Source organism: Paraburkholderia sp. SSBN10T, assembly GCF_056619545.1.
Map to the genome: position 1 here is coordinate 309,030 of NZ_JBWQQI010000002.1, position 26,655 is coordinate 335,684.

19 protein-coding genes are annotated in these 26,655 nt (G+C 63.0%); 14 read left to right on the plus strand and 5 right to left on the minus strand.

The features are described from left to right. The 6 genes from AC1ECK_RS04010 to AC1ECK_RS04035 all read left to right on the plus strand — a co-directional run bounded on the left by AC1ECK_RS04010 (position 1) and on the right by AC1ECK_RS04035 (position 7,362). Positions 1–540: a F0F1 ATP synthase subunit delta gene (locus AC1ECK_RS04010; RefSeq protein WP_480316099.1), complete on the plus strand. Its 540-nt coding sequence runs from the start codon at positions 1–3 to the stop codon at positions 538–540. Between the two features lie 60 nt (positions 541–600). Continuing rightward, positions 601–2,142: a F0F1 ATP synthase subunit alpha gene (gene atpA, locus AC1ECK_RS04015; protein WP_480316101.1), complete on the plus strand. Its 1,542-nt coding sequence runs from the start codon at positions 601–603 to the stop codon at positions 2,140–2,142. A 136-nt stretch (positions 2,143–2,278) separates the two neighbouring features. Further along, the gene (atpG, locus tag AC1ECK_RS04020) at positions 2,279–3,163 is read left to right on the plus strand and encodes a F0F1 ATP synthase subunit gamma (protein ID WP_480316103.1); all 885 of its coding nucleotides are present in this window, start codon (positions 2,279–2,281) and stop codon (positions 3,161–3,163) included. Between the two features lie 102 nt (positions 3,164–3,265). After that, complete coding sequence (atpD, locus tag AC1ECK_RS04025; RefSeq protein WP_480316105.1) at positions 3,266–4,660, plus strand: F0F1 ATP synthase subunit beta; 1,395 nt, start codon at positions 3,266–3,268, stop codon at positions 4,658–4,660. Between the two features lie 255 nt (positions 4,661–4,915). Then, positions 4,916–5,341 carry a F0F1 ATP synthase subunit epsilon gene (locus AC1ECK_RS04030; RefSeq protein ID WP_011490288.1) on the plus strand — a complete coding sequence of 142 codons (426 nt, stop codon included), beginning with the start codon at positions 4,916–4,918 and terminating at the stop codon, positions 5,339–5,341. A gap of 290 nt (positions 5,342–5,631) precedes the next feature. Beyond that, positions 5,632–7,362, plus strand: coding sequence for an AMP-binding protein (locus AC1ECK_RS04035; RefSeq protein ID WP_480316107.1), 1,731 nt, complete (start codon positions 5,632–5,634; stop codon positions 7,360–7,362). An 826-nt stretch (positions 7,363–8,188) separates the two neighbouring features. Here AC1ECK_RS04035 and AC1ECK_RS04040 read toward each other — a convergent pair. Continuing rightward, entirely contained in the window at positions 8,189–8,956 is a 768-nt protein-coding gene (locus AC1ECK_RS04040; RefSeq protein ID WP_480316472.1) for a transporter substrate-binding domain-containing protein, read from the minus strand. A gap of 249 nt (positions 8,957–9,205) precedes the next feature. Here AC1ECK_RS04040 and hemE point away from each other — a divergent pair, with 249 nt between their 5' ends. The 4 genes from hemE to AC1ECK_RS04060 all read left to right on the plus strand — a co-directional run bounded on the left by hemE (position 9,206) and on the right by AC1ECK_RS04060 (position 14,931). Beyond that, entirely contained in the window at positions 9,206–10,318 is a 1,113-nt protein-coding gene (hemE, locus tag AC1ECK_RS04045) for a uroporphyrinogen decarboxylase (protein WP_480316109.1), read from the plus strand. A gap of 456 nt (positions 10,319–10,774) precedes the next feature. Continuing rightward, positions 10,775–13,030: a primosomal protein N' gene (locus AC1ECK_RS04050; protein WP_480316111.1), complete on the plus strand. Its 2,256-nt coding sequence runs from the start codon at positions 10,775–10,777 to the stop codon at positions 13,028–13,030. 216 nt (positions 13,031–13,246) lie between these two features. After that, positions 13,247–14,686, plus strand: a complete 1,440-nt coding sequence (locus AC1ECK_RS04055; RefSeq protein WP_480316113.1) for a YeiH family protein — start codon at positions 13,247–13,249, stop codon at positions 14,684–14,686. Then, a complete protein-coding gene (locus AC1ECK_RS04060; RefSeq protein ID WP_480316115.1) occupies positions 14,683–14,931 on the plus strand; it encodes a hypothetical protein in 249 nt (82 codons plus the stop codon). Before AC1ECK_RS04055 ends, AC1ECK_RS04060 begins: the two co-directional genes overlap by 4 nt. Before the next feature lie 6 nt (positions 14,932–14,937). Here AC1ECK_RS04060 and AC1ECK_RS04065 read toward each other — a convergent pair whose 3' ends face one another. After that, positions 14,938–15,090 carry a hypothetical protein gene (locus AC1ECK_RS04065; protein WP_480316117.1) on the minus strand — a complete coding sequence of 51 codons (153 nt, stop codon included), beginning with the start codon at positions 15,088–15,090 and terminating at the stop codon, positions 14,938–14,940. A gap of 299 nt (positions 15,091–15,389) precedes the next feature. Between AC1ECK_RS04065 and putA the strand changes: the two genes are divergently transcribed. From putA to AC1ECK_RS04085, 4 genes are all read left to right on the plus strand, one after another. Beyond that, positions 15,390–19,319, plus strand: a complete 3,930-nt coding sequence (putA, locus tag AC1ECK_RS04070) for a trifunctional transcriptional regulator/proline dehydrogenase/L-glutamate gamma-semialdehyde dehydrogenase (RefSeq protein ID WP_480316119.1) — start codon at positions 15,390–15,392, stop codon at positions 19,317–19,319. Positions 19,320–19,406: 87 nt separating this feature from the next. Then, on the plus strand, positions 19,407–20,555 hold the full coding sequence (locus AC1ECK_RS04075) for a branched-chain amino acid ABC transporter substrate-binding protein (protein ID WP_480316121.1): 1,149 nt from the start codon (positions 19,407–19,409) through the stop codon (positions 20,553–20,555). Positions 20,556–21,125: 570 nt separating this feature from the next. Then, entirely contained in the window at positions 21,126–21,419 is a 294-nt protein-coding gene (locus tag AC1ECK_RS04080; protein ID WP_480316474.1) for a hypothetical protein, read from the plus strand. Positions 21,420–21,427: 8 nt separating this feature from the next. After that, complete coding sequence (locus AC1ECK_RS04085) at positions 21,428–22,048, plus strand: hypothetical protein (RefSeq protein WP_480316123.1); 621 nt, start codon at positions 21,428–21,430, stop codon at positions 22,046–22,048. A gap of 62 nt (positions 22,049–22,110) precedes the next feature. Here the strand turns inward: AC1ECK_RS04085 and AC1ECK_RS04090 are convergent, their stop codons facing one another. From AC1ECK_RS04090 to AC1ECK_RS04100, 3 genes are all read right to left on the minus strand, one after another. Further along, positions 22,111–23,820, minus strand: a complete 1,710-nt coding sequence (locus AC1ECK_RS04090; protein ID WP_480316125.1) for a thiamine pyrophosphate-binding protein — start codon at positions 23,818–23,820, stop codon at positions 22,111–22,113. Between the two features lie 251 nt (positions 23,821–24,071). Beyond that, positions 24,072–25,460, minus strand: a complete 1,389-nt coding sequence (locus AC1ECK_RS04095) for an L-serine ammonia-lyase (RefSeq protein WP_480316127.1) — start codon at positions 25,458–25,460, stop codon at positions 24,072–24,074. Between the two features lie 28 nt (positions 25,461–25,488). Then, entirely contained in the window at positions 25,489–26,631 is a 1,143-nt protein-coding gene (locus AC1ECK_RS04100) for an alginate lyase family protein (RefSeq protein WP_480316129.1), read from the minus strand. Positions 26,632–26,655: the final 24 nt, after the last annotated feature.

Consider the following 26,655-nt stretch of genomic DNA (forward strand, 5'->3'; position numbering starts at 1 on the left):
ATGGCCGAACTTGCAACCATCGCCCGTCCGTACGCAGAAGCGCTGTTTGGCGTGGCCGAAGCTGGTGACATCGCCGCCTGGTCCACGCTCGTGCAGGAGCTGGCAGAGGTTGCGCGTCTGCCCGAAGTGCTGTCGATCGCCACGAGCCCGAAAGTAAGCCGCACCCAGGTCAGCGATCTGCTGCTGGCCGCGGTCAAGTCGCCGCTCAAGGACAACGCCCAGGCGAAGAATCTGGTGCAAATGCTGGTGGACAACCACCGTCTGCAACTGCTGCCGGAAATCGCCACGCAGTTCGAAGCGTTGAAGAACGCGCGCGAAGGCGCGGCCGATGCGCTGATCGTCAGCGCATTCCCGCTCGAAGGCGCGCAGTTGAACGACCTCGTCGCCAGTCTCGAACGCAAGTTCAAACGCAAGCTGAAGCCGGTGGTCGAGGTCGACTCGTCGCTGATCGGCGGCGTGCGTGTGACGGTCGGCGATGAAGTGCTCGATACCTCGGTCCGCGCGCGGCTTGCCAGCATGCAGACGGCTCTGACGGCCTGACGCGCTTCATAAGCGCTGAAGCGGCTGGCACGCAACAGAATTGACTATCAGGAGCGAATAATGCAACTCAATCCCTCTGAGATCAGCGAGCTGATCAAGAGCCGGATCCAGGGCCTTGAAGCGAGCGCAGACGTTCGCAACCAGGGCACCGTGATCTCCGTGACCGACGGTATCGTGCGTATCCACGGCCTGTCGGAAGTGATGCAGGGCGAAATGCTCGAATTCCCGGGCAACACCTACGGTCTCGCGCTGAACCTCGAGCGCGACTCGGTCGGCGCCGTGATTCTGGGTGAATACGAGCACATTTCGGAAGGCGACATCGTCAAGACGACGGGCCGCATTCTCGAAGTGCCGGTGGGTCCGGAACTGCTCGGCCGCGTGGTCGATGCACTCGGCAACCCGATCGACGGCAAGGGCCCGGTCAACGCCAAGATGACCGACCCCATCGAAAAGATCGCACCGGGCGTGATCTGGCGTAAGTCGGTGTCGGAGCCGGTCCAGACCGGCCTGAAATCGATCGACGCGATGGTGCCGGTTGGCCGTGGCCAGCGCGAGCTGATCATTGGCGACCGCCAGTGCGGCAAGACGGCCGTGGCTGTCGACGCGATCATCAACCAGAAGGGCAAGAACCTCTTCTGTATCTACGTCGCGATCGGCCAGAAGGCTTCGTCGATCATGAACGTGGTGCGCAAGCTCGAAGAAAGCGGCGCGATGGAATACACGATCGTCGTGGCCGCTTCGGCTTCGGAATCGGCTGCGATGCAATACCTCGCACCGTACGCCGGCTGCTCGATGGGCGAATACTTCCGCGATCGCGGCCAGGACGCGCTGATCGTTTATGACGACTTGACCAAGCAAGCCTGGGCATACCGCCAGATTTCGCTGCTGCTGCGCCGCCCGCCGGGCCGTGAAGCTTACCCGGGCGACGTGTTCTATCTGCACTCGCGTCTGCTCGAGCGTGCAGCTCGCGTCTCGGAAGAGTACGTCGAGAAGTTCACGAACGGCGAAGTGAAGGGCAAGAGCGGTTCGCTGACGGCACTGCCGATCATTGAAACGCAAGCAGGCGACGTGACCGCATTCGTTCCGACGAACGTGATCTCGATTACCGACGGCCAGATCTTCCTGGAAACCGACCTCTTCAACGCAGGTATCCGCCCGGCAATTAACGCCGGCGTGTCGGTGTCGCGCGTCGGTGGTGCGGCCCAGACGAAGGTTGTGAAGAAGCTGTCGGGCGGTATCCGTACCGACCTGGCGCAGTACCGTGAACTGGCTGCGTTCGCGCAGTTCGCTTCGGACCTCGACGAAGCCACCCGCAAGCAGCTCGAACGCGGCCGCCGCGTGACCGAACTGCTGAAGCAGCCGCAGTATCAGCCGCTGCAAGTGTGGGAACTGGCGGTTGCGCTGTTCGCTGCGAACAACGGTTACCTCGACGATCTGGAAGTCGCGCAAGTACTGCCGTTCGAAAAGGGCCTGCGTGATTACCTGAAGTCGAAGCACGCGGACCTGATCAAGCGCATCGAAGACACCAAGGAACTCTCGAAGGACGACGAAGGCACGCTGCACGCTGCCCTCAAAGACTTCAAGAAGTCCGGCGCTTATTGATCCGCGAGTGACCCGCAAGGCATAAACACCTTGAAGCGGCGCGGGCCGCATGTGAATGTCCCCGCGCTGCTTCGATCGCTTTGCATGGGCCCGAGTTACCGCTAAAGCGCTAATCCGGGCCGACAAGGAGCAAGCAATGGCTGGAATGAAGGAAATTCGCGGCAAGATCAAGAGCGTGCAAAACACGCGCAAGATCACGAAAGCGATGGAGATGGTGGCCGCATCGAAGATGCGCCGCGCTCAGGAGCGCATGCGCGCTGCTCGCCCGTATGCCGACAAGGTCCGCGACATCGCTGCGCACATGAGCCGTGCGAACCCCGAGTATCGCCACCCGTTCATGGTGGAGAACGAGGGCGCGAAGACGGCCGGCATCATCCTCGTGACGACCGACAAGGGTCTGTGCGGCGGCATGAACACGAACGTGCTGCGCGCTGCGCTGCAGAAGTTCAAGGAACTGGAAGGCCAGGGCAAGTCGATCGAAGCAACGGCGATCGGCAGCAAGGGTCTCGGCTTTCTGAACCGCCTGCGCGCGAAGGTCGTGTCGAACGTCGTGCATCTGGGCGACACGCCACACCTCGAGAAGCTGATCGGCGCGGTGAAGGTGCAGTTGGACATGTACTCGGAAGGCCAGATTTCCGCGGTGTACCTGGCGTACACGCGCTTCGTCAACACGATGAAGCAGGAAGCGGTGATCGAGCAACTGCTGCCGCTGTCGGCAGACCAGTTCGAGCGCAAGGAAGACGAAGGCACGACTCCGCGCACGTCGTGGGACTACATCTACGAGCCGGACGCACAGGCAGTGGTGGACGAGTTGCTCGTGCGTTATGTGGAAGCGCTGGTGTATCAGGCTGTCGCGGAAAACATGGCGTCGGAGCAGTCGGCACGGATGGTCGCAATGAAGGCCGCTTCGGACAACGCGAAGACGGTCATCAACGACCTGCAGCTCGTGTACAACAAGAGCCGCCAGGCAGCGATCACGAAAGAACTGTCGGAAATCGTCGGTGGTGCGGCGGCTGTCTGAGCGTAACGATCAGGCATACCGCTTCGTGTGCGCCCATGGGGGTGGCCCCACCGAAACTGCGCCTTTGCGCGAGTGAAGAATTGAGTATCTAAAGGAAAAGCGATGAGTACTACTGCTTTGGTAGAAGGCAAGATCGTACAGTGCATCGGCGCGGTGATCGACGTGGAATTCCCGCGTGAGCACATGCCGAAGATTTACGACGCGCTCGTTCTCGACGGTTCCGAACTGACCCTCGAAGTCCAGCAGCAGCTGGGCGACGGCGTCGTGCGGACCATCTGTCTGGGTGCATCCGACGGCCTGCGCCGCGGTACGACTGTGAAGAACACCGGCAAACCGATCAGCGTGCCGGTCGGCAAGCCGACCCTCGGCCGGATCATGGACGTGCTGGGTCGTCCGATCGACGAAGCCGGTCCGATCAACTCGGACGTCACGCGCGGCATTCACCAGAAGGCTCCGGCGTTCGACGAACTGTCGCCGTCGACCGAGCTGCTCGAAACGGGTATCAAGGTGATCGACCTGATCTGCCCGTTCGCCAAGGGCGGCAAGGTGGGTCTGTTCGGTGGCGCTGGTGTGGGCAAGACCGTGAACATGATGGAACTGATCAACAACATCGCCAAGGAACACGGTGGTTATTCCGTGTTCGCCGGTGTTGGCGAGCGTACCCGCGAAGGGAACGACTTCTATCATGAAATGAAAGACTCGAACGTTCTCGACAAGGTCGCGCTGGTGTACGGCCAGATGAACGAGCCGCCGGGCAACCGTCTGCGCGTCGCGCTGACCGGTCTGACGATGGCTGAGCATTTCCGTGACGAAGGTCTGGACGTGCTGTTCTTCGTCGACAACATCTACCGTTTCACGCTGGCCGGTACCGAAGTGTCGGCACTGCTCGGCCGTATGCCGTCGGCAGTGGGCTATCAGCCGACGCTGGCTGAAGAAATGGGTAAGCTGCAAGAGCGTATTACGTCGACCAAGACCGGCTCGATCACGTCGGTGCAGGCCGTGTACGTCCCTGCGGACGACTTGACCGACCCGTCGCCGGCTACGACCTTCGGCCACCTTGATGCAACCGTCGTGTTGTCGCGTGACATCGCTTCGCTGGGTATCTACCCGGCAGTCGACCCGCTCGATTCGACCTCGCGTCAGATCGACCCGAACGTGATTGGCGAAGAGCACTACTCGATCACGCGCGGCGTGCAGCAAACGCTGCAGCGCTACAAGGAACTGCGCGACATTATCGCGATTCTGGGCATGGACGAACTGGCGCCGGAAGACAAGCTCGCCGTCGCGCGCGCTCGTAAGATCCAGCGTTTCCTGTCGCAGCCGTTCCACGTCGCTGAAGTGTTCACTGGTTCACCGGGCAAGTACGTGCCGCTGAAGGAAACCATCCGCGGCTTCAAGATGATCGTTGGTGGCGAGTGCGATCACCTGCCGGAGCAGGCGTTCTACATGGTCGGCACGATCGACGAAGCCTTCGAAAAGGCCAAGAAGATCCAGTAACGGTCGGGTGTAACGAAGCGGGCGCCGGTCCGCGTGCAAATCTACCTTTGGGCTAGTTTTTGCAAAACCGGCGCCTCTTACTACGCTCAACCAGCGTTGCATGGGACGAGGCGCGCTCGCGCTGTATGGGACCGGAGCAAGTGCTAAGGTACTCACTCCGGTCGACATAAGCGCTAAAGCGCCAACACTCGTCGAGCGATGCATGGGACCAGAGTAAGCGCTAAAGCGCTAACTCTGGTCGACACAGGAGTCGATATGGCAACCATTAAAGTAGACGTCGTCAGCGCGGAAGAGCAGATCTTCTCGGGTCAGGCGAAATTCGTGGCGCTGCCGGGCGAAGCGGGCGAACTCGGCATTCTGCCGGGCCACACGCCGCTCATCACGCGGATTCGTCCGGGTGCGGTGCGCATCGAAGCTGAAAACGGCGAGGAAGAGTTTGTGTTCGTCGCCGGCGGTATTCTCGAAGTCCAGCCGGGTGCAGTGACGGTTCTCGCGGACACGGCTATTCGCGGCAAGGATCTCGACGAAGCCAAGGCCGAAGACGCGCGCAAGCGTGCGGAAGAAGCGCTGCAGAACACGGGTTCGAACCTCGAATACGCGACCGCTCAGGCGGAACTCGCGTACGCGACGGCTCAGCTCGCTGCGATCCAGCGTCTGCGCAAGTTGCGCGGTCAGCACTAAGCGAGAGTCGCAAGCATTAGGGAAAAAGCAGCCTTACCGGCTGCTTTTTTTTCGGCCAAGATTGACGTATACGGAAAGGGGGCGGAGTCATTGCCGTGCTGTGCCGAACGCCCCTGCGGGTAACACTTGATGCCGTGCGGTCGTACCCCAGTGGCACAATCGGCTTCAAATTCACGTCCCAGGAACTGGGCGGGTCACTCCCGCATTCGTGACCTCAGCGGGTGTCTGGAGCGAAGCGGCAGGCCTTGCGACGATTAACAGAGCGACAATCCGCTCACGGAGACAACACCATGGCAACGCACGCCTCGGGTGAGGGCGCACTCATCGAACCGAAGAATGGGCTGTCGTACGTACGCGGTTCAACCGACATTCCGCTGAGCGACGCGACGCTCGGACAGTTCCTGGCCGATACCGCGCGCCGCTTCGCCGGCCGGCCGGCCGCGGTGTTCCGCGAGCAGGGCATCCGCTGGACCTGGCAGGTCTTCGCGCAAGAGGTCGATGTGCTGGCGGCGGGGCTGCTGGCGCTGGGCATCGAGAAGGGCGATCGGGTCGGTATCTGGTCGCCGAACCGGGTCGAGTGGCTGCTTACGCAGTTCGCCACCGCGCGCATCGGCGCCGTGCTGGTCAACATCAATCCTGCGTACCGGCTTGCCGAACTCGAATACGCGTTAAACAAGGTCGGCTGCAAGGCGATCATCGCCGCCGACCGATTCAAGTCGTCGATGTATCTGCAGATGCTTGAGGAGTTGGCGCCCGAGCTGGCAACGCACGCCCCCGGCGATCTGCATGCCGCCCGCTTGCCCGATCTGCGCATCGTGATCCGCATGACCGACCGCGGCGCATCGGGCATGTTGAGTTTCTCCGATGTCATCGAGCAAGGGCGTGCGACGCTCGATCCCGCGAAGTTAAATGCAATTGCCGCCACGCTCTCGGCCGACGACCCGATCAACATCCAGTTCACCAGCGGCACGACCGGCAATCCGAAGGGCGCGACGCTCACGCACCGCAACGTCGTCAACAATGCGCGCTACATCGCGATGGCGATGCGTCTGTCCGAACAGGACGGGCTTTGCATTCCGGTGCCGCTGTATCACTGCTTCGGCATGGTGTTGGCGGTGCTGGCGTGCGTTTCGGTCGGCGCCAACATGGTGTTTCCCGGTGAAGCGTTCGATCCGGCTGCAACGCTCGCCGCTGTCGCTGAAGAAAGATGCACGGCGTTGCATGGCGTACCGACCATGTTCATCGCCGAACTGGATCACCGTGACTTCGCAAGCTTCGACCTGTCGCGTCTGCGAACCGGCATCATGGCCGGCTCGCCATGCCCGATCGAGACCATGAAGAAAGTCGTCTCCAGGATGCACCTTGCGGAAATCACGATCGCCTACGGCATGACGGAAACGAGTCCGGTGTCATTCCAGAGTTCGACCACCGACCCGCTCGACAAGCGCACTTCGACGGTGGGCCGTATCCAGCCGCATCTCGAAGTGAAGGTCGTCGATGCGCTCGGCAACATCGTGGCTGTGGGGGAGACGGGAGAGTTGTGCACCAAGGGCTACTCGGTGATGCAGGGTTACTGGGGCGACGAGGCCAAGACCCGCGAGAGTATCGTCGACGGTTGGATGCACACCGGCGACCTTGCCACGCTCGATGCGGACGGCTATTGCAACATTGTCGGCCGTCTCAAGGACATGCTGATTCGTGGGGGCGAGAATATCTACCCGCGCGAAATCGAGGAGTTCCTGTTCCGCCATCCGAAGATCCAGAGCGTCCAGGTGTTCGGGGTGCCGGACGCGAAATACGGCGAGGAGGTGTGCGCCTGGATCGTGCTGCGCGCTGGCGAGCAGTCGAGCGCCGAGGAGATTCAGGATTTCTGCCGTGGCCAGATCGCCCACTACAAGGTGCCGAAATACATCCGCTTTGTCGACGAATTGCCGATGACGGTTACCGGCAAGGTACAGAAGTTCGTGATGCGTGAGCGGATGATCCAGGAATTGCAGGCCAAGGAAGACAAAACGGCCTGAGGATTTGGCATAGCGACGACGTCACGCAACCTGTGCGTGAAGCCGCCGTACGCCACCATCCACTACACAAGAGGATAACCACCGTTTGCGAAGCCCGGCTGCAACAACCCGGCAAGGCCCACCTGAGCAACGCGCAAACGTTTGGCTAGAGAAAAAAAAAGCGGGCCTGGAGCCCGCTAAAAACCACACGCTACGGGGTTAGCGCGAGGAGACCATTGGAGGAACCGACTGGGTAAACGCACTACGCGTCGACCACGGCCCCAGCAGGGATGCCCCTTTCCAGGGCTTCGGCGTGACGCCGACCGGCAAGTGCATCGTATCCGCTCACACCACGCACCCAGCCACATCCGTGTTGAAACCGTTGAAAGGCATTGTGGGCGAATAACTCCAGCAACGCGGTAACAAAGTGTTTCAGGTTGTAACGCCCGCCAGATAAGGCTTTGCGGGATTTTTTGCCATTGAAAGGCGTTTAAAACGTAATAACTACCGATGTGTTGATTGATTGTTGCGAGAGTTCGATTGATGTTAGCTGCAGTGCATCATCCGCCGCTTCCGGTTCGGTTTTCACTGCATGAACGCGTGGGCTGCGCTGCCTTATGGCCGCTGCATAGGTACTAGGGTGGGTCGATCGAGGGCCAATAAGCTGAGGGATCGTAAGGAAAACGCGCCCGTGACGTTGCAGCGCACTCTTGAGTGCCCCCAGCTTATCGCCGGGCCCGGCCTTAGGAATTAACCACATCGGCCGGGCTATTCGCTACCGGCTCACATGTCGACCCGGGTTACAGGATTGTGGCGCTGAGCCCGGCAAACACGGAACTCTAACCGTTCACTTCAACCACTTATCCGAAATGGCCTGGTATTCCCCGGTGGCCCGGGCGAGATGCAGCCACTGATCCACGTACTGCTGGAACACCACATCGCCGCGCGGCAGCAGCCATGCCTTCTCGCCGTACTGGAACGGCTTGTCCGGATGGACCGAGCACAGCCCCGGATTGAGTTTCTGCTGCAGCAAGGTCTCGGACGCGTCGGTCACCATCACATCGGCCTTGCCGGCCAGGATCTGCTTGAAGATAGTGACGTTGTCCGGATACACGGTCAGGTTGGCATGCGGGAAATACTGCTTGGCAAAGCGCTCGTTCGTGCCGCCCGGGTTGACGATGACACGCACGGCCGGCTGGTCGATATCGGCGACGGTTTGATACTTGTTCACGTCGTCGCAGCGCGCGATCGGCGTTTTGCCGTCGACCATGTAGGGCTGCGTGAAGAACGCGCGCTTTTGCCGCTCGAGGGTAGGCGAGACGCCGCCTACGCCGATATCGCATTTCGCGATGAAGTCGTTCATCAGGTTCGACCACGAGGTCTTCACATACTCGGCCTTTACGCCCAGCGACTTCGCGAGCGACTCGGTCATGTCGATGTCGATGCCCTCGAATTGCCCGTCGCCTTTGTAGAACGAGTACGGCCGGTAGTCGCCGGTCGTACAGGCGCGCAATGTGCCGCGCGCCAGAATCTCGTCGAGCCGCGACGGCGCGGCCGCGGTGGCAGCACCGCCAGCCATGGCGCCAGGCGCGGATGCGGTTTGCGCGCTCGCCATATCCACACCACCGGCAGCGCCGCACAGCGCCACGATCAGGACCCAGCCTGCATTCTTCATCGCTTCTCCTCGAACAGCGTAATTGTTTGGTAAGGCTGCCGATCATAGCCCGGCAATTCCCGGTTGAACATTGGCCGAAGAGCTGAGGCGCACCATCGCAGCGGGCTGTTATCGCCTGCATCAACGAAGATGCACGATCGCTCGGGCAGGGTCCGGTAAAATGGCCCTTTGCTCTCAGTCGCATGCAACGTGGCCCATAACCTTCTCAACGACACTTTCCTGCGCGCGTTGCTGCGCCAGCCGACCGACTACACGCCGATCTGGCTGATGCGTCAGGCGGGTCGCTACCTGCCGGAATACAACGCCACGCGTAGCCGCGCCGGCAGTTTCCTCGGTCTTGCGAAGAACCCGGCGTATGCGACCGAAGTCACGCTGCAGCCGCTCGAGCGCTATCCGCTGGATGCGGCCATCCTGTTCTCGGACATCCTCACGGTGCCTGACGCAATGGGCCTCGGGCTGGAGTTCGTCGCCGGCGAAGGACCGACGTTTGCCCGCCCGGTGCGCACCGAAGCCGATGTCGCCCGTCTCGCCGTGCCGGATATCGACGCCACGCTGGGCTACGTGACCGACGCCGTGCGCGAAATCCGCAAGGCGCTGACGGACGCGCAGGGCCGCCAGCGGGTGCCGCTGATCGGCTTCTCCGGCAGCCCGTGGACGCTTGCGTGCTATATGGTGGAGGGCGGCGGTTCGGACGACTTCCGCACCGTGAAGTCGATGCTGTATGCGCGCCCGGATCTGATGCAGCGCATCCTCGAGGTGAACGCGCAGTCGGTGGCGGCGTACCTGAATGCGCAGATCGAAGCGGGCGCCCAGGCTGTGATGATTTTCGACACCTGGGGCGGCGCACTCGCCGACGGCATTTACCAGCGTTTCTCGCTGCATTACATCGAGCAGGTCGTCCGTCAGCTCAAGCGCGAACACGACGGCGAAAAGGTCCCGGTGATCACCTTCACGAAGGGTGGCGGCCTCTGGCTCGACGAGATCGCGGCGAGCGGCGTCGACGCGGTCGGCCTCGACTGGACGGTGAATCTCGCCGCGGCGCGCGAGCGCGTCGGCGGCCGGGTGGCGCTGCAGGGCAATATCGATCCTTCGGTGCTGTTCGCCCCGCCGTCGGCGATTCGTATGGAAGCGCGCGCGGTGCTCGACAGCTTCGGCAATCATCCGGGCCACGTCTTCAATCTCGGCCACGGCATCTCGCAATTCACGCCGCCGGAAAACGTCGCCGAACTGGTCGACGAGGTGCATCGCCACAGTCGCGCCATTCGCGCTGCTGGAGCAGGCGGCACGGCGCCAGACGCGTGACAGTTTTGTTGCACTGCGGCGAGCTGGGCTCTCGAGCTAAGGGACAAATTATGTTAACTGGGCCGCTGGATGGCGCTTCCGCCGTTGTCAAGACTTGACTTATACACATTCATCACGCTGCGGCGCGGTAGAGGCTTTCATCGCAGCATCACGCTTGCAAGTTGCGTGCGCATTTGATCAAGTCCTTGACTGGCAAGGGTTTTGCGGGTGCCGGAAGAAGTGTGCGAAAGCCCACACAACGCAGCAACGGCGCGGTTTTCCAGCCATCGGGGCGGAGTTGTTAACAAAGTTATCCACAGGTTGTACGGACCAGGCGCAATTGTTCAGTCGAATCCAAAACTTAGCGCAGGAAGTGAAGTTTTACTTTAACTTCGCCGGGCCTACTGCCTTTTCACGGTGCACCGTCCCGGTCAGCGTCTCGTATCTGCCGGTTTCGACTCCGAATCAGAACCCAACGTGAGCCCCGTCTTCGTCCGCGTCGCGCTCGATCATCCGCTGCCGACCCTGTTCGACTATCGCTGCGACGCCGTCGAGCCGCCACGGCCCGGCACGCTCGTGGCGGTGCCGTTCGGCAGGCGGCAGGTGGTGGGGCTCGTGTGCGAAGTGACCGCTCACAGCGACGTGCCGGCAGACAAGCTGCGAGCCGTGGACAGCATCTGCGAGGCGTGTCCGCCTTTATCGGCCGAATGGCTGGCGCTCGCCGCCTTCGCGGCGGACTACTACCAGCGAGGACTCGGCGAAGTGGCGCTGCCTGCGTTGCCGCAAGCGCTGCGCGACGCCTCGCGTTGGGGCCGCCTGCTCGCGCCGCAGGAGCGCTACCGTCTGTTGCCGGCGGGGCGCGCTGCGCTGCCGGACGTGTTGCCGGTCCGCGCGAACGCTTTGCGGCGCCTCGCCGAGGCGCTGCGGGAGAGCGAAGCGCTGCCGCTGGCCGACGCCCGCGTGATTCATCCGAAGGCCGCGGCCACGCTCGATGCATGGCAAACCCAAGGCTGGGTGGCGCTGCAAGTGACCGAAGCGGCTGCCGCGGTTGCGTCGCCGCTGAGCCAGACGGCGCAAGCGGCGGCCTTGCCCGTGCTGCCGACCCTCACCGGCGAACAGGACGCGGCCGTCGAGGCGATCCGCGACGCCCAGGGCTTCGCGCCGTTTCTACTGCACGGCGTCACCGGCAGCGGCAAGACCGAGGTCTACTTGCGCGCGCTCGCCGCGATCCTCGCGGCGCGACCCGACGCGCAGGCGCTTGTCCTCGTGCCCGAAATCAATCTCACGCCGCAATTCGAAGCCGCGTTCCGCGCCCGTTTCGCGGCGCTCGACGGCACCTCGATCGTCACCTTGCACAGCGGTCTCGCGGAGGGCGAACGGGCGCGCAACTGGTTCGCGGCGCACAGCGGGCGCGCGCGTATCGTACTCGGCACGCGCCTAGCGATCCTCGCGTCGCTGCCGAAACTGGCGATCATCGTCGTCGACGAAGAGCACGATCCCGCCTACAAGCAGCAGGAGGGCTTGCGCTACTCGGCGCGCGATCTGGCCATCTGGCGCGCCAAGCAACTCGAACTGCCGGTGGTGCTCGGCTCCGCCACGCCGTCGCTGGAAAGCTGGTGGCAGGCCGACCAGGGGCGCTACACGCGGCTCACGCTGTCGCGCCGCGCGGTCGCCGAAGCAGTGCTGCCCACCGTCAAGCTGATCGATCTCGAAGACGAGCGGCGGCGAGGCCGGGCGTCGGTGGAAGGGCTGTCCGGACCGCTCATCGCGGCCTTGAAAACGCGCCTCGAAAAGGGCGAACAAAGCCTCGTATTTCTCAACCGCCGGGGCTACGCGCCGCAGCTCGCCTGCGACGCCTGCGGCTGGGTGGCGGGTTGTCCGCGCTGTAGCGCCTATGTCGTGCTGCACAAGCCGGAGCGGGCGCTGCGCTGCCACCATTGCGGCTGGGAAGCGCGTATCCCGCGTTCGTGTCCGGAGTGCGGCAACGTCGACATTGCGCCGCTCGGGCGCGGCACGCAGCGCGTCGAGGAAACGCTGGCGAGCGCAGTGCCGGGGGCGCGCGTGCTGCGTATCGACGCCGACAGCACGCGCCGCAAAGGCAGCGCGCAGGCGCTGTTCTCGGACGTGCATGCCGGGGATGTCGACATCCTAGTCGGCACACAGATGATCGCTAAAGGCCACGATTTTCAGCGCGTCTCGCTGGTGGGCGTGCTCAATGCGGACACGGCGCTGTTTTCGCACGATTTCCGCGCGAGCGAGCGGCTGTTCGCCCAGTTGATGCAGGTGAGCGGCCGGGCCGGCCGCGCCGGGTTGCCCGGCGAGGTGCTGGTGCAGACGCGCTATCCGCGCCACGCGCTGTATCACGCGCTCGCGCGGCACGACTATGTCGGTTTCGCGAACTCCACGCTGACCGAGCGCCGCGACGCCCATCTGCCGCCGTTCGTCTATCAGGCCTTGTTGCGGGCCGAAGGGCGCACTCTCGAAGCCGCGCTCGTCTTTTTGCAGCAAGCGGCCGCGTCGCTGGCGGAGATGCCCTCGGCCGAACGCGTGACCGTCTACGACGCGGTGCCGCTGACCATCGTCAAGGTGATGCATGTGCACCGGGCCCAACTGCTGATCGAGAGCGCGTCGCGGGCCGCCTTGCAGGCGACGCTGCGCGCCTGGCAACCCGTGTTGCGGACCCTGAAGGGCGTGCTGCGCTGGAATCTCGAAGTCGATCCGCTCGATATCTGAGGCGAGCCGCCTCCGTCTCTGCCGGCGCAACGAACTTTCAGCGCGAGTCGCCCCGGAAACCGCCGTGCGTGCAAATCCCTTTCAGTCATATTCATAGAGCGAAAGGTCGTTTCAATTCTGAAAGCCGCTCGACTATATTTCGCTCGAATCGGCGCAGTTTCAACAACAATCCCAACTTCTCCCGCGCCGACGCACCTCACCTTTCGGGGCCTTGCGATGAGCGATACCAATCACAGCCTGCCGGCGGGCGCAGCACCGGCGAAACCCGATTCCAACCACGAGACCGCTACGAGGCGCGGCGGCGGCCTGTTCGCCACCGAAGACTGGTGGGCCGTCTGGATCGGCCTGCTGGTGATCGTCGTCGCGTGGGCCTTGTTCGCTTCAGGCAGCAGCATCAAATGGCTCGCGGTTGCGCCGGCGAAATGGTCGGACCCGGGTCTCGCCGCTCAGGACCTGCTCAAGCATCTGCCGAATTACGTGGCGCTGTTCGTTGTCTTTGCGGTGCTGTTCGGGGTGAGCCTTGCTGCTTTGAAGCAGCGGCTCGCGCATTTCCTGCCTGCGTTCCTGATCCTGTTCGTCGTCTCCGTGCTGATTTTCACGCTGGGTGCATGGACCAACGCGTCGAAGTACAACCTCGAGCCGCCGCTGGTTGCACTCGCGCTCGGTCTGGTGATCTCGAATGTGTTCCGGTTGCCCGAATGGTTCTCAGCGGGGTTGCGCGTCGAGTTTTACATCAAGGTGGGGATCGTGCTGCTCGGCGCGACGCTGCCGTTCACCTTGCTCGTCTGGGCCGGCCCGGTCGCGGTCGGGCAGGCGAGCATCGTTTCGCTGGTGACGTTCTTCGTGATCTTCTTCGCCGGCAAGGCGTTCGGCCTCGAGCGCCGCTTTGCCGCGGTGCTCGGCGTGGGTGGCGCGGTGTGCGGCGTGTCGGCGGCCATTGCGATTGCGGGCGCCGTGCGCGCCAAACGCGAGCAGGCTTCGGTGGCGATCACGCTCGTGATCCTGTGGGCCATCGTGATGATCTTCGTACTGCCTTTCGTGTCGCGTTCGCTCGGACTTTCGACGGCGGTTGCCGGCGCCTGGATCGGCACGTCGGAGTTCGCGGATGCGGCCGGCATCGCTGCCGCCCAGGCCTATGGGGATTTTGCGAAGCATGCCGGCGGTGCGATTGCCGGCGCGCCCGAAGCCTCGTTGCAGGCGTTCACCCTGATGAAGGTGGTGGGCCGCGACATCTGGATCGGCATCTGGGCGTTCGTGCTGGCGCTGGTTGCAACGACGCGCTGGGAGAGCGAGGACAGCGGCGTCAAAGCCACCGCAAATGCGGGCGAGATCTGGGCGCGCTTTCCGAAATTCGTGATCGGCTTCGTGATTGCGTCGGCGCTCGTGACGTGGATCGCGAGCCACTATTCGCTGGCGGATTACCGCAAGGTGGTGACGCCGGAGTTCGTCGCGCCGATTACCGCGCTGCGCACCTGGGCGTTCATTTTCTGCTTCCTGAGCATCGGCTTGACGACGCGGTTGCGCCTGCTGAGCGCCACCGGCGTCAAGCCGTTCCTCGCGTTCACGGCCGGCGTCGTCGTCAATATCGCCATCGGCTACGCGCTGTCCGCGCACGTGTTCGCATCGTATTGGAATAGCTTGGGGCAGGGATCGTGAGCGCAGTCCCGCAACGGGCCGAGGCCGCCGAGGCTGCCACGCGGGCGCTGCGTGCGTGGCGGCCAAGTTGCGCCGGCTGCCGGTATCGCGCTGACGATCGAGAAACGCTTGAGCAGAGCATCCCGGGCCTCGCTGTGTTCAGTTCAGGGTTTGGGGCAAGCGTGGCGGCGAGCCGGCTCTGTCGTCTGCACGACCGGTTCGTCTCGCCGGAGGACGCCTGCGGCCAGTTCGCGCCGCCCGCCTGAGGGCGCTTATTCCCGGACGGCGTCGCCGCGTGCGTCGTCGGAGGAACTGCGGGTGCTGACCGCTTCCCGCGCCACCGAGGCGGTTGCTCCGCGGATGAAGAACACCGCGCACATGGCGCACATCGTCCAGATTCCTGCCACTACCAGTAATTTTTCCATCTTGATCACCCCTTGAAGCCCCGTAACCTGCACTTTTTACGTATCCATGAACTGGATAACGGCACGGTTTGCATTTCGATAAGGGTTGTCAAAAAAGAAATTTCTAAGGGAAAGTACTGAGGCCGGATGACGCCGGCCCGGTGCGCCGCCACCCGCCGCAAACCCCGGTGGCACAAGGCTTTGCCAATGGTGCAACCATGCTGGTTGAATGGTTGCACCTTTTTATTGGGAGGCGTACGATTCGGCCAACTTTTTAGTCTTTGGCCGGTGCGGGTTGGCTGGCATCTGAAGAAGGAAACATGGCTAGCACCACCCTTGGCGTCAAGGTCGACGACCTCCTGCGTTCCCGGCTGAAAGATGCCGCCACCCGTCTCGAACGCACTCCGCACTGGCTGATCAAGCAGGCCATCTTCGCCTACCTCGAACGGATCGAGCACGGCCAGTTTCCCGCCGAGCTGTCCGGCGTGCATGGCTCGGCCGATCTGGCCGACGCTGCGAGCGTCGAATCCGAAGAGGACGGCGCCTCACACCCGTTCCTCGACTTCGCGCAGAACGTGCAACCGCAATCGGTGCTGCGTGCCGCGATCACCGCGGCTTACCGTCGTCCCGAGCCGGAATGCGTGCCGTTCCTGCTCGGTCAGGCGCGCCTGCCGTCGAATCTCGCCAACGACGTCGAGGCGCTGGCGAGCAAGCTGGTCGAAACGCTGCGCGGCAAAAGCCGCGGCGGCGGCGTCGAAGGGCTGATCCACGAGTTTTCGCTGTCGAGCCAGGAAGGCGTCGCGCTGATGTGCCTCGCCGAAGCGCTGCTGCGGATTCCCGATCGCGCCACCCGCGACGCGCTGATCCGCGACAAGATCAGCAAAGGCGACTGGAAGTCGCATGTTGGCCAGGCGCCGTCGCTGTTCGTCAATGCTGCCACGTGGGGCCTGATGATCACCGGCAAGCTGGTGACGACCAATAGCGAAACGGGTCTGTCGTCGGCGCTTACGCGTCTGATCGGCAAGGGCGGCGAGCCGCTGATCCGCAAGGGCGTCGACATGGCGATGCGCCTGATGGGCGAACAGTTCGTCACGGGCGAGAACATCTCGGAGGCGCTCGCCAACAGCCGCAAGTTCGAAGCGCGTGGTTTCCGCTACTCGTACGACATGCTCGGCGAAGCGGCCACCACCGAAGCCGACGCACAGCGTTACTACGCGTCGTACGAGCAGGCGATCCACGCTATCGGCAAGGCGGCCGGCGGACGCGGCATCTACGAAGGCCCGGGCATCTCGATCAAGCTGTCGGCGCTGCACGCGCGCTATTCGCGCTCGCAGTACGAACGCACGATGAACGAACTGCTGCCGCGCGTGCGTTCACTCGCGATCCTCGCGCGCCGCTATGACATCGGTTTGAACATCGATGCCGAAGAAGCCGACCGCCTCGAAATCTCGCTCGACCTGCTCGAAGCGCTGTGCTTCGATCCGGAGCTGGCGGGCTGGAACGGCATTGGTTTCGTGGTCCAGGCGTATCAGAAGCGCTGCCCGTTCGTGATCGACTACATCGTCGATCTGGCGCGCCGCAGCCGTCACCGCATCATGGTGCGCCTCGTGAAGGGTGCGTACTGGGACAGCGAAATCAAGCGGGCGCAAGTGGACGGCCTCGAAGGCTATCCGGTCTACACGCGCAAGATCTACACCGACGTGTCGTACCTCGCCTGTGCGAAGAAGCTGCTCGGCGCGCCGGATGCGGTCTATCCGCAGTTCGCCACGCACAACGCGCATACGCTGTCGGCGATCTATCACCTCGCGGGCCAGAATTACTATCCCGGCCAGTATGAGTTCCAGTGCCTGCACGGCATGGGCGAGCCGCTCTATGAAGAAGTCACCGGACGCGACAAGCTGAACCGGCCATGCCGCGTGTATGCGCCGGTCGGCACGCACGAAACGCTGCTGGCGTATCTGGTGCGGCGTCTGCTGGAAAACGGCGCGAACACCTCGTTCGTGAACCGCATCGCAGACGAAAACGTCGCGATCAAGGAGCTGGTGGCTGACCCGGTCGAAGAAGCCTCGAAGATCGTGCCGCTCGGTGCGCCGCACGCCAAGATTCCGCTGCCGCGCAATCTGTATGGCGCCGAGCGTCTCAATTCGATGGGCCTCGATCTGTCGAACGAACATCGTCTCGCGTCGCTGTCGTCGGCGCTCTTGGCGAGCGCGCATCATCCGTGGCGCGCGGCCCCGATGCTCGAAGACAACGAAATCGCCGTAGGCACGTCGCGCGACGTGCGCAATCCGGCCGATCATCGCGACCTGGTCGGGACCGTTGTCGAAGCCACTTCGGAGCACGTGAGCGCCGCGCTTGCGCATGCCGTGGCCGCCGCGCCGATCTGGCAGGCGACGCCGGTGGAAGCTCGCGCCGATTGCCTCGCGCGTGCTGCCGACCTGCTCGAAGCGCAGATGCATACGCTGATGGGTCTGGTGGTGCGCGAAGCGGGCAAGTCGCTGCCGAACGCCGTGGCGGAAATTCGCGAGGCGATCGACTTCCTGCGTTACTACTCGGCGCAGATCCGCACCGAGTTTTCGAACGACACGCATCGCCCGCTCGGTCCGGTCGTCTGTATCAGCCCGTGGAATTTCCCGCTGGCGATTTTCATGGGCCAGGTGGCGGCTGCATTGGCTGCCGGCAATACGGTGCTGGCGAAGCCGGCCGAACAGACTCCGCTGATCGCGGCGCAAGCCGTGCGCATTCTGCGCGAAGCCGGCGTGCCGGCCGGCGCGGTGCAACTGCTGCCGGGCGACGGCGAAACGGTCGGTGCGGCGCTGGTGGCCGATGCCCGTACGCGGGCGGTGATGTTCACCGGTTCGACGGAAGTCGCGCGTCTGATCAACAAGACGCTGTCCAGCCGTCTGGATGCCGATGGCAAGCCGATTCCGCTGATCGCCGAAACCGGCGGCCAGAACGCGATGATCGTCGATTCGTCGGCGCTCGCCGAACAGGTGGTGGCGGACGTGTTGAACTCCGCGTTCGACTCGGCCGGCCAACGCTGCTCCGCACTGCGCGTTCTCTGTTTGCAGGACGACGTCGCGGAGCGCACGCTCGAAATGCTGACCGGCGCGATGCGCGAGCTGGCCGTGGGCAACCCGGATCGCCTCTCGATCGACGTCGGTCCGGTGATCGACGTGGACGCAAAGCGCGGTATCGACGCGCATATCGTCTCGATGCGCGACAAGGGCCGCAAGGTCGTGCAACTGCCGATGCCGGAAGGCGCCACTGCCGGCACCTTCGTGCCGCCGACGCTGATCGAGCTCGACAGCATCGACGAACTGAAGCGCGAAGTATTCGGCCCGGTGCTGCACGTGGTGCGCTATCGCCGCAGCGCGCTCGACAAGCTGCTCGAACAGATCCGCGCGACCGGCTACGGCCTGACGCTCGGCATCCACACGCGCATCGACGAAACGATCGCGCATGTGATCAGCCGCGCGCATGTGGGCAACATCTATGTGAACCGCAACGTCGTGGGCGCGGTGGTCGGCGTGCAGCCGTTCGGCGGCGAAGGCCTCTCGGGTACGGGTCCGAAGGCCGGCGGCGCGCTGTATCTGCAGCGTCTGCTGGCGACGCGTCCGGCCGGGTTGCCGAAAACGCTGGCGCAGGCGCTTGTCACCGATACCCCGCAGGCGGCGGAAAACAGCGACAATCCGTCCTCGGCGCTGACGGTGCTGCGTGACTGGCTGATCAGCGAGCGCCAGGCGTCATTGGCGGCGCGCTGCGACGGCTACCTGTCACAAGGCCTCGCGGGCGCGACGGCCGTGCTGCCCGGACCGACCGGCGAACGCAACACCTACACGCTCGGCGCGCGCGGCACGGTGCTGTGCGTGGCGTCGACGGCAAGCGGTGTGCGCGTGCAGTTCGCGGCGGCGTTGGCCACCGGCAATCGCGCGCTGTTCGAAGGCGCCGCCGGCGAGCAACTGGTGTCGGTGCTGCCTGCCGCGCTCAAGCCGTACGCGAGCGTGAAGAAGAGCGCCGACACGCCGTTCGACGCAGTGCTGTTCGAAGGCGACAGCGACGAGCTGCTGGCGCTGGTGAAGGAAGTCGCCAAGCGCGCCGGCCCGATCGTTTCGGTGCAGGGCGTGGCGGCGCGCGCGCTGGAAAGCGGCGAAGAGGACTATGCGCTCGAACGTCTGCTGACGGAGCGTTCGGTTAGCGTGAACACCGCGGCAGCAGGCGGTAATGCGAATTTGATGACGATCGGTTGAGCGAACCTTTAACGGTCGATTCAATAAAAGGAAGCGGTACGGCGACCCCGAAACCGCTCCACTCACACCTGGTACCAAGGAGAAGCTATGCAACACAAGATGAAACAGCTGGCAGGCGCGGCGCTCGTCGCAGCAATGTCGCTGGCGGGGACGGCACACGCACAGCAGGTCGAAGACGTGAAGGTTGGCTTTGCGGGCCCGATGACGGGCGCACAGGCTCACTACGGCAAGGACTTCCAGAACGGCATCACGCTGGCCGTGGAAGAAATCAACGCCACCAAGCCGGTGATCGGCGGCAAGCCGGTGCGCTTCGTGCTGGACGCAGCCGACGACCAGGCTGACCCGCGCACCGGTACGACCGTCGCGCAGAAGCTGGTGGACGACGGCATCAAGGGCATGCTCGGTCACTTCAACTCGGGCACGACGATCCCGGCTTCGCGCATTTACGCGAACGCGGGCATCCCCGAAATCGCCATGGCGACGGCGCCTGAGTACACGCAACAAGGCTTCAAGACGACCTTCCGGATGATGACGTCCGACACGCAGCAAGGTTCGGTGGCCGGCACGTTCGCGGTGAAGAGCCTCGGCATGAAGAAGATCGCGATTGTTGATGATCGTACTGCTTATGGTCAGGGTTTGGCTGATCAGTTTGAGAAGGCTGCTAAGGCATCGGGTGCGACTATCGTTGATCGTGAGTTCACCAATGACAAGGCTGTTGACTTCAAGTCGATTCTGACGAAGCTGAAGTCGGCTAACCCGGACCTGATCTATTACGGTGGCGCGGATTCGCAAGCTGCTCCGATGGTCAAGCAGATGAAGACGCTGGGGATCAAGGCTCCGCTGATGGGCGGCGAGATGGTGCATACGCCGACGTTCCTGTCGCTCGCTGGCGATGCGGCTAATGGGACGGTTGCTTCGCTCGCGGGGTTGCCGTTGGAGCAGATGCCTGGTGGTGCTGATTACGTTGCCAAGTACAAGAAGCGCTTTAATGAGGATGTGCAGACGTATTCGCCGTATGCCTATGATGGCGCTATGGCTATGTTCGATGCCATGAAGAAGGCTAATTCCACCGATCCGGCTAAGTATTTGCCTTTCCTCGCCAAGACCGATATGCCGGCTGTTACTACTACTCATCTTGAGTATGACACCAAGGGTGATCTTAAGAATGGTGGGATCACGCTTTATAAGGTTGTTGATGGGAAGTGGGCTACTTTGCAGAGTGTGGGTGGGAAGTAAGGTTTTTTTTGCCTGACGGCGCTTTGGGTTTGGCTGTTTAGCCGTTTCTATCGCGTTGGATGTTTGGCTTAGTGTTGTTGCCCTGCGGGTCTTCTGGTCCGTGGGGCTTTTCTTTTTTTGTTTTGGCCTTTCCTTGCTGTCTTATCGGTCTATTAGCGTTGCCCCTGTGCGGGGCGGCACTTACTTTCTTTGCCGCCGCAAAGAAAGTAAGCAAAGAAAGCGGGCTGACAACCGCAAGCCTGTAGGTGTCCGCCACTTAGGTCAACACGGAATGGTCCGCACGAAGACCGGCCCTCGCACCACCCTACTTAGTGACAAAGCACTCTTCCGTTCCAGCGTTGCGCTCCGCGCTCCGCCGCTGGGCATAACCTTTGCCGCACCTCGCACCTCGCACCTCGCACCTCGCACCTCGCACCTCGCACCTCGCACCCGTCACTTGTGCCCCGCATTGGCCATTCGAACGACTCCCCGTTTGATAAAAACTCCTCAACAATTGTGACGTGTCCACGAACAAGTTGCAGTTGACAGTTCGTACGATAACTGTCGTACAATTTGGAGGTGCTTTTGACGGTGCCAGTTAAATATAGCGAGGTGAAGCGGGCGGTCATCGCGGCGCTTAGGTCCGGCAGGTTTCAGCATGAGTCGCGTCACGACATCGAAGTCAAAAACCTGCTTGCCATGGGAAGCGTGACGCAGCAGTTCGTGGAGCGCCTGATCGTCAAAAGCGACGGGACGCAGCACACATCGTCGCCGCATCACAGCATTGAGGCGGTCGATGTTCATGTGATCGCGTCAGGTGGCTGGTACGTGAAGTTTTACTTTGTCGGCGATCCAGACACCCTGTTTATCAGCGTTCATCAGTGAGCGGAGCCATGAACACGAAACTGTATGAAGAAGGCGAGAAGAGCAAGGCGATCTGCCACAGTTGCAAGCAGATCGTGAGCACGACCTTCGCCCGGCGCGATGTGCCGTTTAGTGGCGGTAAGGGCGAGGTGAAAGACATCCTTGTTGCGGTCTGCGACCTGTGCGATCAAGTCGTCGCTATTCCGGCCCAGTCCACGCCGGCTATTCGCGAAGCGCGTCTGAAGGAAGCGAAGTCCATCGAAGCGCAACTGCCCGCCATTTATCTCGACATGCTTGACTTCGCCGCCTACACGATTGATAGCGAGAGTTCCACCGAGTTTCGCAAGGTTCTAATGACCTTGTACCTGCATCGCTTTGCCTCCGGCGAATATCCCAGAGCGCGGTTGCTGAAGGCGCATCGTTCAGCCGTGGCACGCTTCAAGGAGCAACGTGGAGCAACACGCAGGCGCCTCTCGATGAAGGTGACGCCGCGCATCGCCGAAGACATCAAAACGCTCACTGAGGAGACGGCGATGAATCAAACGGAAGTGCTGAAGTCCGTCATCTACCAGATCCAGGCGGACGTCGTCGAAGCGCGCAAACCGGCTCTCATGAGGGAGCTCAGCGCCTTGTCTGTGATTTCCGCCTAGCGGCGGCGGAGCGCCGCTAGCGCGTTCGAAGGCCCAGGTAAGCAGGACCGTCCTATCACCCGTTATTTCGCCTCACCCCGCAGCCTGCGCCCCTGCTCCCGAATCTGCTCCAAGGTTGCGCCAGGCGTGCTCGCCTCCTGCGGCATGCGAATCTCGATCACCGCCGCGCGTTTCGCCGCCAGCGAGCGCTCGAGCGCCGGCAGGAAATCATCGGTGCGTTCCACCGTCTCACCATGCGCGCCGAATGAGCGCGCGAACGCCGCGAAATCGGGATTGGTGAGGCCTGTGCCATGCACGCGGTTCGGATAGTGCCGTTCCTGGTGCATGCGGATCGTGCCGAAGTGACTGTTGTTCACGACGATGAACAGCACATGCAGGTCGTACTGCATCGCCGTCGCCAGTTCTTGGGCAGACATCATGAAACAACCGTCGCCCGCCAGCGCCACCACCGCGCGTTGCGGATAGAGCGACTTCGCCGCAATCGCCGCCGGCACGCCGTAGCCCATTGCGCCGCTGGTCGGCGCAAGTTGGGAGCGGAAATGCCGGTATGAGAAGTGCCGATGCAGCCACGTGGCGTAGTTGCCGGCGCCGTTGGTGACGATCGCGTCCTCGGGCAAATGCGCGCGTAGTTGCTGGATCACTTCGCCCATCTGCACGTCGCCGGGAATCGGGCGTGGCACCCGCCAGTCCAGATACGCGCGGTGAGCCTCTTCCGCACTGCCTGCCCAAGCCGGTGTTCCCGCCGGTTTTAGCGTCGCCAGCAGCGCGGCGAGTTCCGGCATCCCGGATACGATCGGCAGGTCCGCGGCGTACACGCGGCCCAACTCCTCTGCGCCTTGATGCACATGAATCAGCGTCTGCCTGGTCTTCGGAATATCGAGCAGCGTGTAGCCGCCGGTTGTCGCTTCTCCCAGGCGCGGTCCGAACGCGAGCAGCAGGTCAGCGTCGTTGATGCGTTTGGCCAGCGCGGGGTTGATGCCGAGGCCCACATCGCCCGCGTAGTTCGGGTGCTCGTTGTCGAGCGTGTCCTGAAAGCGGAACGCGAGGCCAACCGGCAACTGCCAGCTTTCGACGAAGCGCTGCAGATCGGCACACGCTGCAGGCGTCCAGCCGCTGCCGCCGGCAATCACCATGGGACGCTGCGCGCGTTCGAGCAACGAGCGAAGCTGATCGATCTGCGCAGCCGACGGCGACGCCGCCACCCGGTGATACGCAGGCGCGCCAGGCATCGCAGCACACGCATCGCTCAACACGTCTTCCGGCAACGACAGCACAACCGGGCCAGGCCGTCCGGAGGTGGCCGTATGGAATGCATGACTGAGATATTCGGGAATGCGCCGCGGGTCATCGATCTGCGCGACCCACTTCGCCATCTGGCCGAACATGCGTCGATAGTCGATTTCCTGGAAAGCCTCGCGGTCCAGATGCTCGCGTGCGCATTGGCCGATCAGCAGGATCATCGGCGTCGAATCCTGGAACGCGGTGTGTACGCCGATCGAGGCATGTGTGGCGCCGGGGCCGCGCGTGACCAGCGCCACGCCGGGACGGCCGGTCAGCTTGCCGACCGCTTCGGCCATATTGGCCGCCGCGGCTTCGTGCCGGCAGACAACGGTCTGAATGCGTTCGGTCTCGTCGTGCAGCGAATCCAGTACGGCAAGGAAACTCTCGCCGGGTACACAGAAAACACGTTCGACACCGTGCGTCAGCAGGGCATCGACTACAAGGCGCGCACCAGTGGTGGTGGCGGAAGCAGGCATGTTCGGCAGCGGCATTGCGATGAAGCCTCCAGTCGGGTCGTCGGTCGGCTGGTCGGCCACGTGGGGCCGACGGGCTTCGACAGCTTACGCCGACTCGGCAGCCGGTGTCACTGGAAAGGCAATGCCGCAGCGCGGTAACGGCGTGGCGCGGCAAGCAGATATTCGCCGCGACTCAGTGAGGTTCGGCGCTGCAAGCGAGCACTCGCCGCGATTCAAATAGAGAGCGAAAGCCGCACGCCACGCGGCTTAACTACCCCGCTCCGACATCAACATTCGACGATATTCACCGCCAACCCGCCGCGCGAGGTTTCCTTGTACTTGGTCTTCATATCCGCGCCGGTTTCGCGCATCGTCTTGATGACGGAATCGAGCGACACATAGTGACTACCGTCGCCACGCAGCGCCATCCGCGCTGCATTGACCGCCTTCACCGACGCCATCGCGTTACGCTCGATGCACGGAATCTGCACCATGCCGCCGACCGGATCGCAGGTCAGCCCAAGGTTATGTTCCATGCCGATTTCAGCCGCATTCTCGACCTGTTCCGGCGTGCCGCCCATGACCGCCGCGAGCGAGCCCGCTGCCATCGAGCAGGCCACGCCCACTTCACCCTGGCAGCCCACTTCCGCACCCGAAATCGACGCATTCAGCTTGTACAGAATGCCGATGGCCGCAGCCGTCATCAGAAAATCGATCACACCTTGCTGGTTCGAGCCCGGCATAAAGCGTGTGTAGTAATGCAGCACCGCCGGAATGATGCCGGCCGCGCCGTTGGTCGGCGCCGTGACCACCCGTCCGCCCGCCGCATTCTCTTCATTGACGGCAATCGCGTACAGATTGATCCAGTCCACCATCGACAGCGGATCGCGCAACGCCAGTTCCGGGTTGCCGGACAAGGAACGGTACAACTGCGGCGCGCGCCGCTTCACCTGGAACGGCCCGGGCAGATTGCCGTCCGCATCCGGATTGCCGATGCCGCACCCGCGCGCCACACACGACTGCATCACGTCCCAGATCTTCAGCAGACCCGCGCGTGTCTCCTCTTCGGTATGCCACACGCGCTCGTTTTCCCACATCAACTGCGCGATGCTCTTGCCGGTGGCCTTGCACAGCGCGAGCAGCTCATTGCCGCTGCGGAACGGATGAGGCAACTGATCGACGGCGCTCAGCACCTTGGTATTCGGCGCGCCCGCCGTAACCACGAAGCCGCCGCCGACCGACAGATACGTCGATTCGCGCAACGTCTCATCTTGCGCATCGAACGCGCGCAGCTTGAGCCCGTTCGGATGCTCGGTGAGCGCCTGGCGATAAAACGAAATGTGGTCCTTCTGCACGAACGGCACCGGGTGCGTGCCGAGCAGCGCCAACGTGCGCGAGGTGCGCACGGCTTCTAGGCGCTGCGCGATCGTGTCCGGGTCGACGGTATCCGGCGCGTCGCCCATCAGGCCGAGCATCACGCCGCGATCGGTGCCGTGGCCCTTGCCGGTCGCGCCGAGCGAGCCGTACAGGTCCACCTTCACAGAAGCCGTGCGCGTCAGCAGTCCGTCGCGCTCGAGCCCCTGGACGAACATCAGCGCCGCGCGCATCGGCCCGACCGTATGCGAACTGGACGGCCCAATGCCGATTTTGAAAAGGTCGAACACACTGACTGCCATTACTGCTCCTGCAAATAGAAGTATCGGTTTAACGTGCCGGCAACGGCAGGCACACGGCCAGCCATGCGGGCGGCGTCGGCGCCAGCCGCAGCGCGATCGGCGTATAGCGGCCATCGAGCCGCGCTGCCAGGTGAAACAGTTCGGTCGCGTTCTTCGGATCCCACTCGCCCGAATAGCCAGGCAAGCCGGCTTCGCGACGTTTTGCATCGAACGATACGTTCGAATGCACAAATTCCTCATGCGTCTTCGTGCCCACCGCGTACGGCGTCAGCCAGTTCAGCGCGGCGGCCAGCGTCGCGCCGTTGATGGCTTTCTCCGGCAACCAGTTGCGGTTGTGGCGGCGCGCCGCCAGCGCCGCCGTCACGAGCGGCTGCAGATCGTAGGTCACGTAATGCAGCGCATCGCGTTCCTGGAAGTCGATCGTCGAACCGTCCGGCTCGATGTTGTCGCCAATGTGCTCGACAAACAGCCGCTGCGCCCCATTGATCATCTTGCGGTTGTCGAGCGTGAAGGCGGCCATCGCAATCAGCTTGACCCGGTGGCTCTGCCAGTTGTTGCGAAACGTGCCGGTGAGCGGGCGCGGCTGCGCGTCGATCTGCGCGATGTAACCGTTGCCGAGTTTCGTCAGAAACGCCATCGACGCGTTACGCGTTTTCACCGGCAGCGCGCTCGCGGTCATGTCGTAGGCGAGGATCAGGCCTTCGAAATGGGTTTCGTCGATCGGGTTGAAGCTCGGCTCATAGGTGGTCACCCAGGCGTACAGCAGACGGTCGACCAGCTTCAGATAGCGATCGTCGCTGGTGGCGCGCCAGGCCAGCGCGGCGTCGCGCAGCAGGTCGAGATCCTTCTCGGCTTCGACGCTCTGATCGTAGATACCTTCGTGCGGCAAGGTGCCTTCGGTATGCAGCTTCGCCACGGCGTGCGCAGGCTCGTTCAGATGCGCTTCCACATTGGCGACCAGTGCCTTGACGCCGGGATCGGCATTCGTGCGCTCGCTGGTTTGCAGCGCAGGCGCTGCACAAAAATTCATCGCTGCGCGGGCGTGCCGCACCGGCAGCATGACGGCGCCGCACACCAGCAGCAGGGTCGCGAGCGGCGTGCCCGCGGCCTGCCAGGACGGCATGCGCCGTGAATAGCTCCGGCTTTCCATCATTAGCACCTTTCGCACCATGCGAAACTCCTTCGTTGGGCTGAT

Bases quoted from the DNA above. Each gene is read 5' to 3' on its own strand.
- AC1ECK_RS04095 (WP_480316127.1), bottom strand. From the start codon at position 25,460: ATGGCAGTCAGTGTGTTCGACCTTTTCAAAATCGGCATTGGGCCGTCC.
- atpD (WP_480316105.1), top strand. From the start codon at position 3,266: ATGAGTACTACTGCTTTGGTAGAAGGCAAGATCGTACAGTGCATCGGC.
- AC1ECK_RS04040 (WP_480316472.1), bottom strand. From the start codon at position 8,956: ATGGCGAGCGCGCAAACCGCATCCGCGCCTGGCGCCATGGCTGGCGGT.
- AC1ECK_RS04075 (WP_480316121.1), top strand. From the start codon at position 19,407: ATGCAACACAAGATGAAACAGCTGGCAGGCGCGGCGCTCGTCGCAGCA.
- AC1ECK_RS04065 (WP_480316117.1), bottom strand. From the start codon at position 15,090: ATGGAAAAATTACTGGTAGTGGCAGGAATCTGGACGATGTGCGCCATG.
- AC1ECK_RS04100 (WP_480316129.1), bottom strand. From the start codon at position 26,631: ATGGTGCGAAAGGTGCTAATGATGGAAAGCCGGAGCTATTCACGGCGC.
- AC1ECK_RS04085 (WP_480316123.1), top strand. From the start codon at position 21,428: ATGAACACGAAACTGTATGAAGAAGGCGAGAAGAGCAAGGCGATCTGC.
- atpG (WP_480316103.1), top strand. From the start codon at position 2,279: ATGGCTGGAATGAAGGAAATTCGCGGCAAGATCAAGAGCGTGCAAAAC.
- putA (WP_480316119.1), top strand. From the start codon at position 15,390: ATGGCTAGCACCACCCTTGGCGTCAAGGTCGACGACCTCCTGCGTTCC.
- AC1ECK_RS04010 (WP_480316099.1), top strand. From the start codon at position 1: ATGGCCGAACTTGCAACCATCGCCCGTCCGTACGCAGAAGCGCTGTTT.
- AC1ECK_RS04035 (WP_480316107.1), top strand. From the start codon at position 5,632: ATGGCAACGCACGCCTCGGGTGAGGGCGCACTCATCGAACCGAAGAAT.
- AC1ECK_RS04030 (WP_011490288.1), top strand. From the start codon at position 4,916: ATGGCAACCATTAAAGTAGACGTCGTCAGCGCGGAAGAGCAGATCTTC.
- AC1ECK_RS04055 (WP_480316113.1), top strand. From the start codon at position 13,247: ATGAGCGATACCAATCACAGCCTGCCGGCGGGCGCAGCACCGGCGAAA.
- atpA (WP_480316101.1), top strand. From the start codon at position 601: ATGCAACTCAATCCCTCTGAGATCAGCGAGCTGATCAAGAGCCGGATC.
- AC1ECK_RS04090 (WP_480316125.1), bottom strand. From the start codon at position 23,820: ATGCCGCTGCCGAACATGCCTGCTTCCGCCACCACCACTGGTGCGCGC.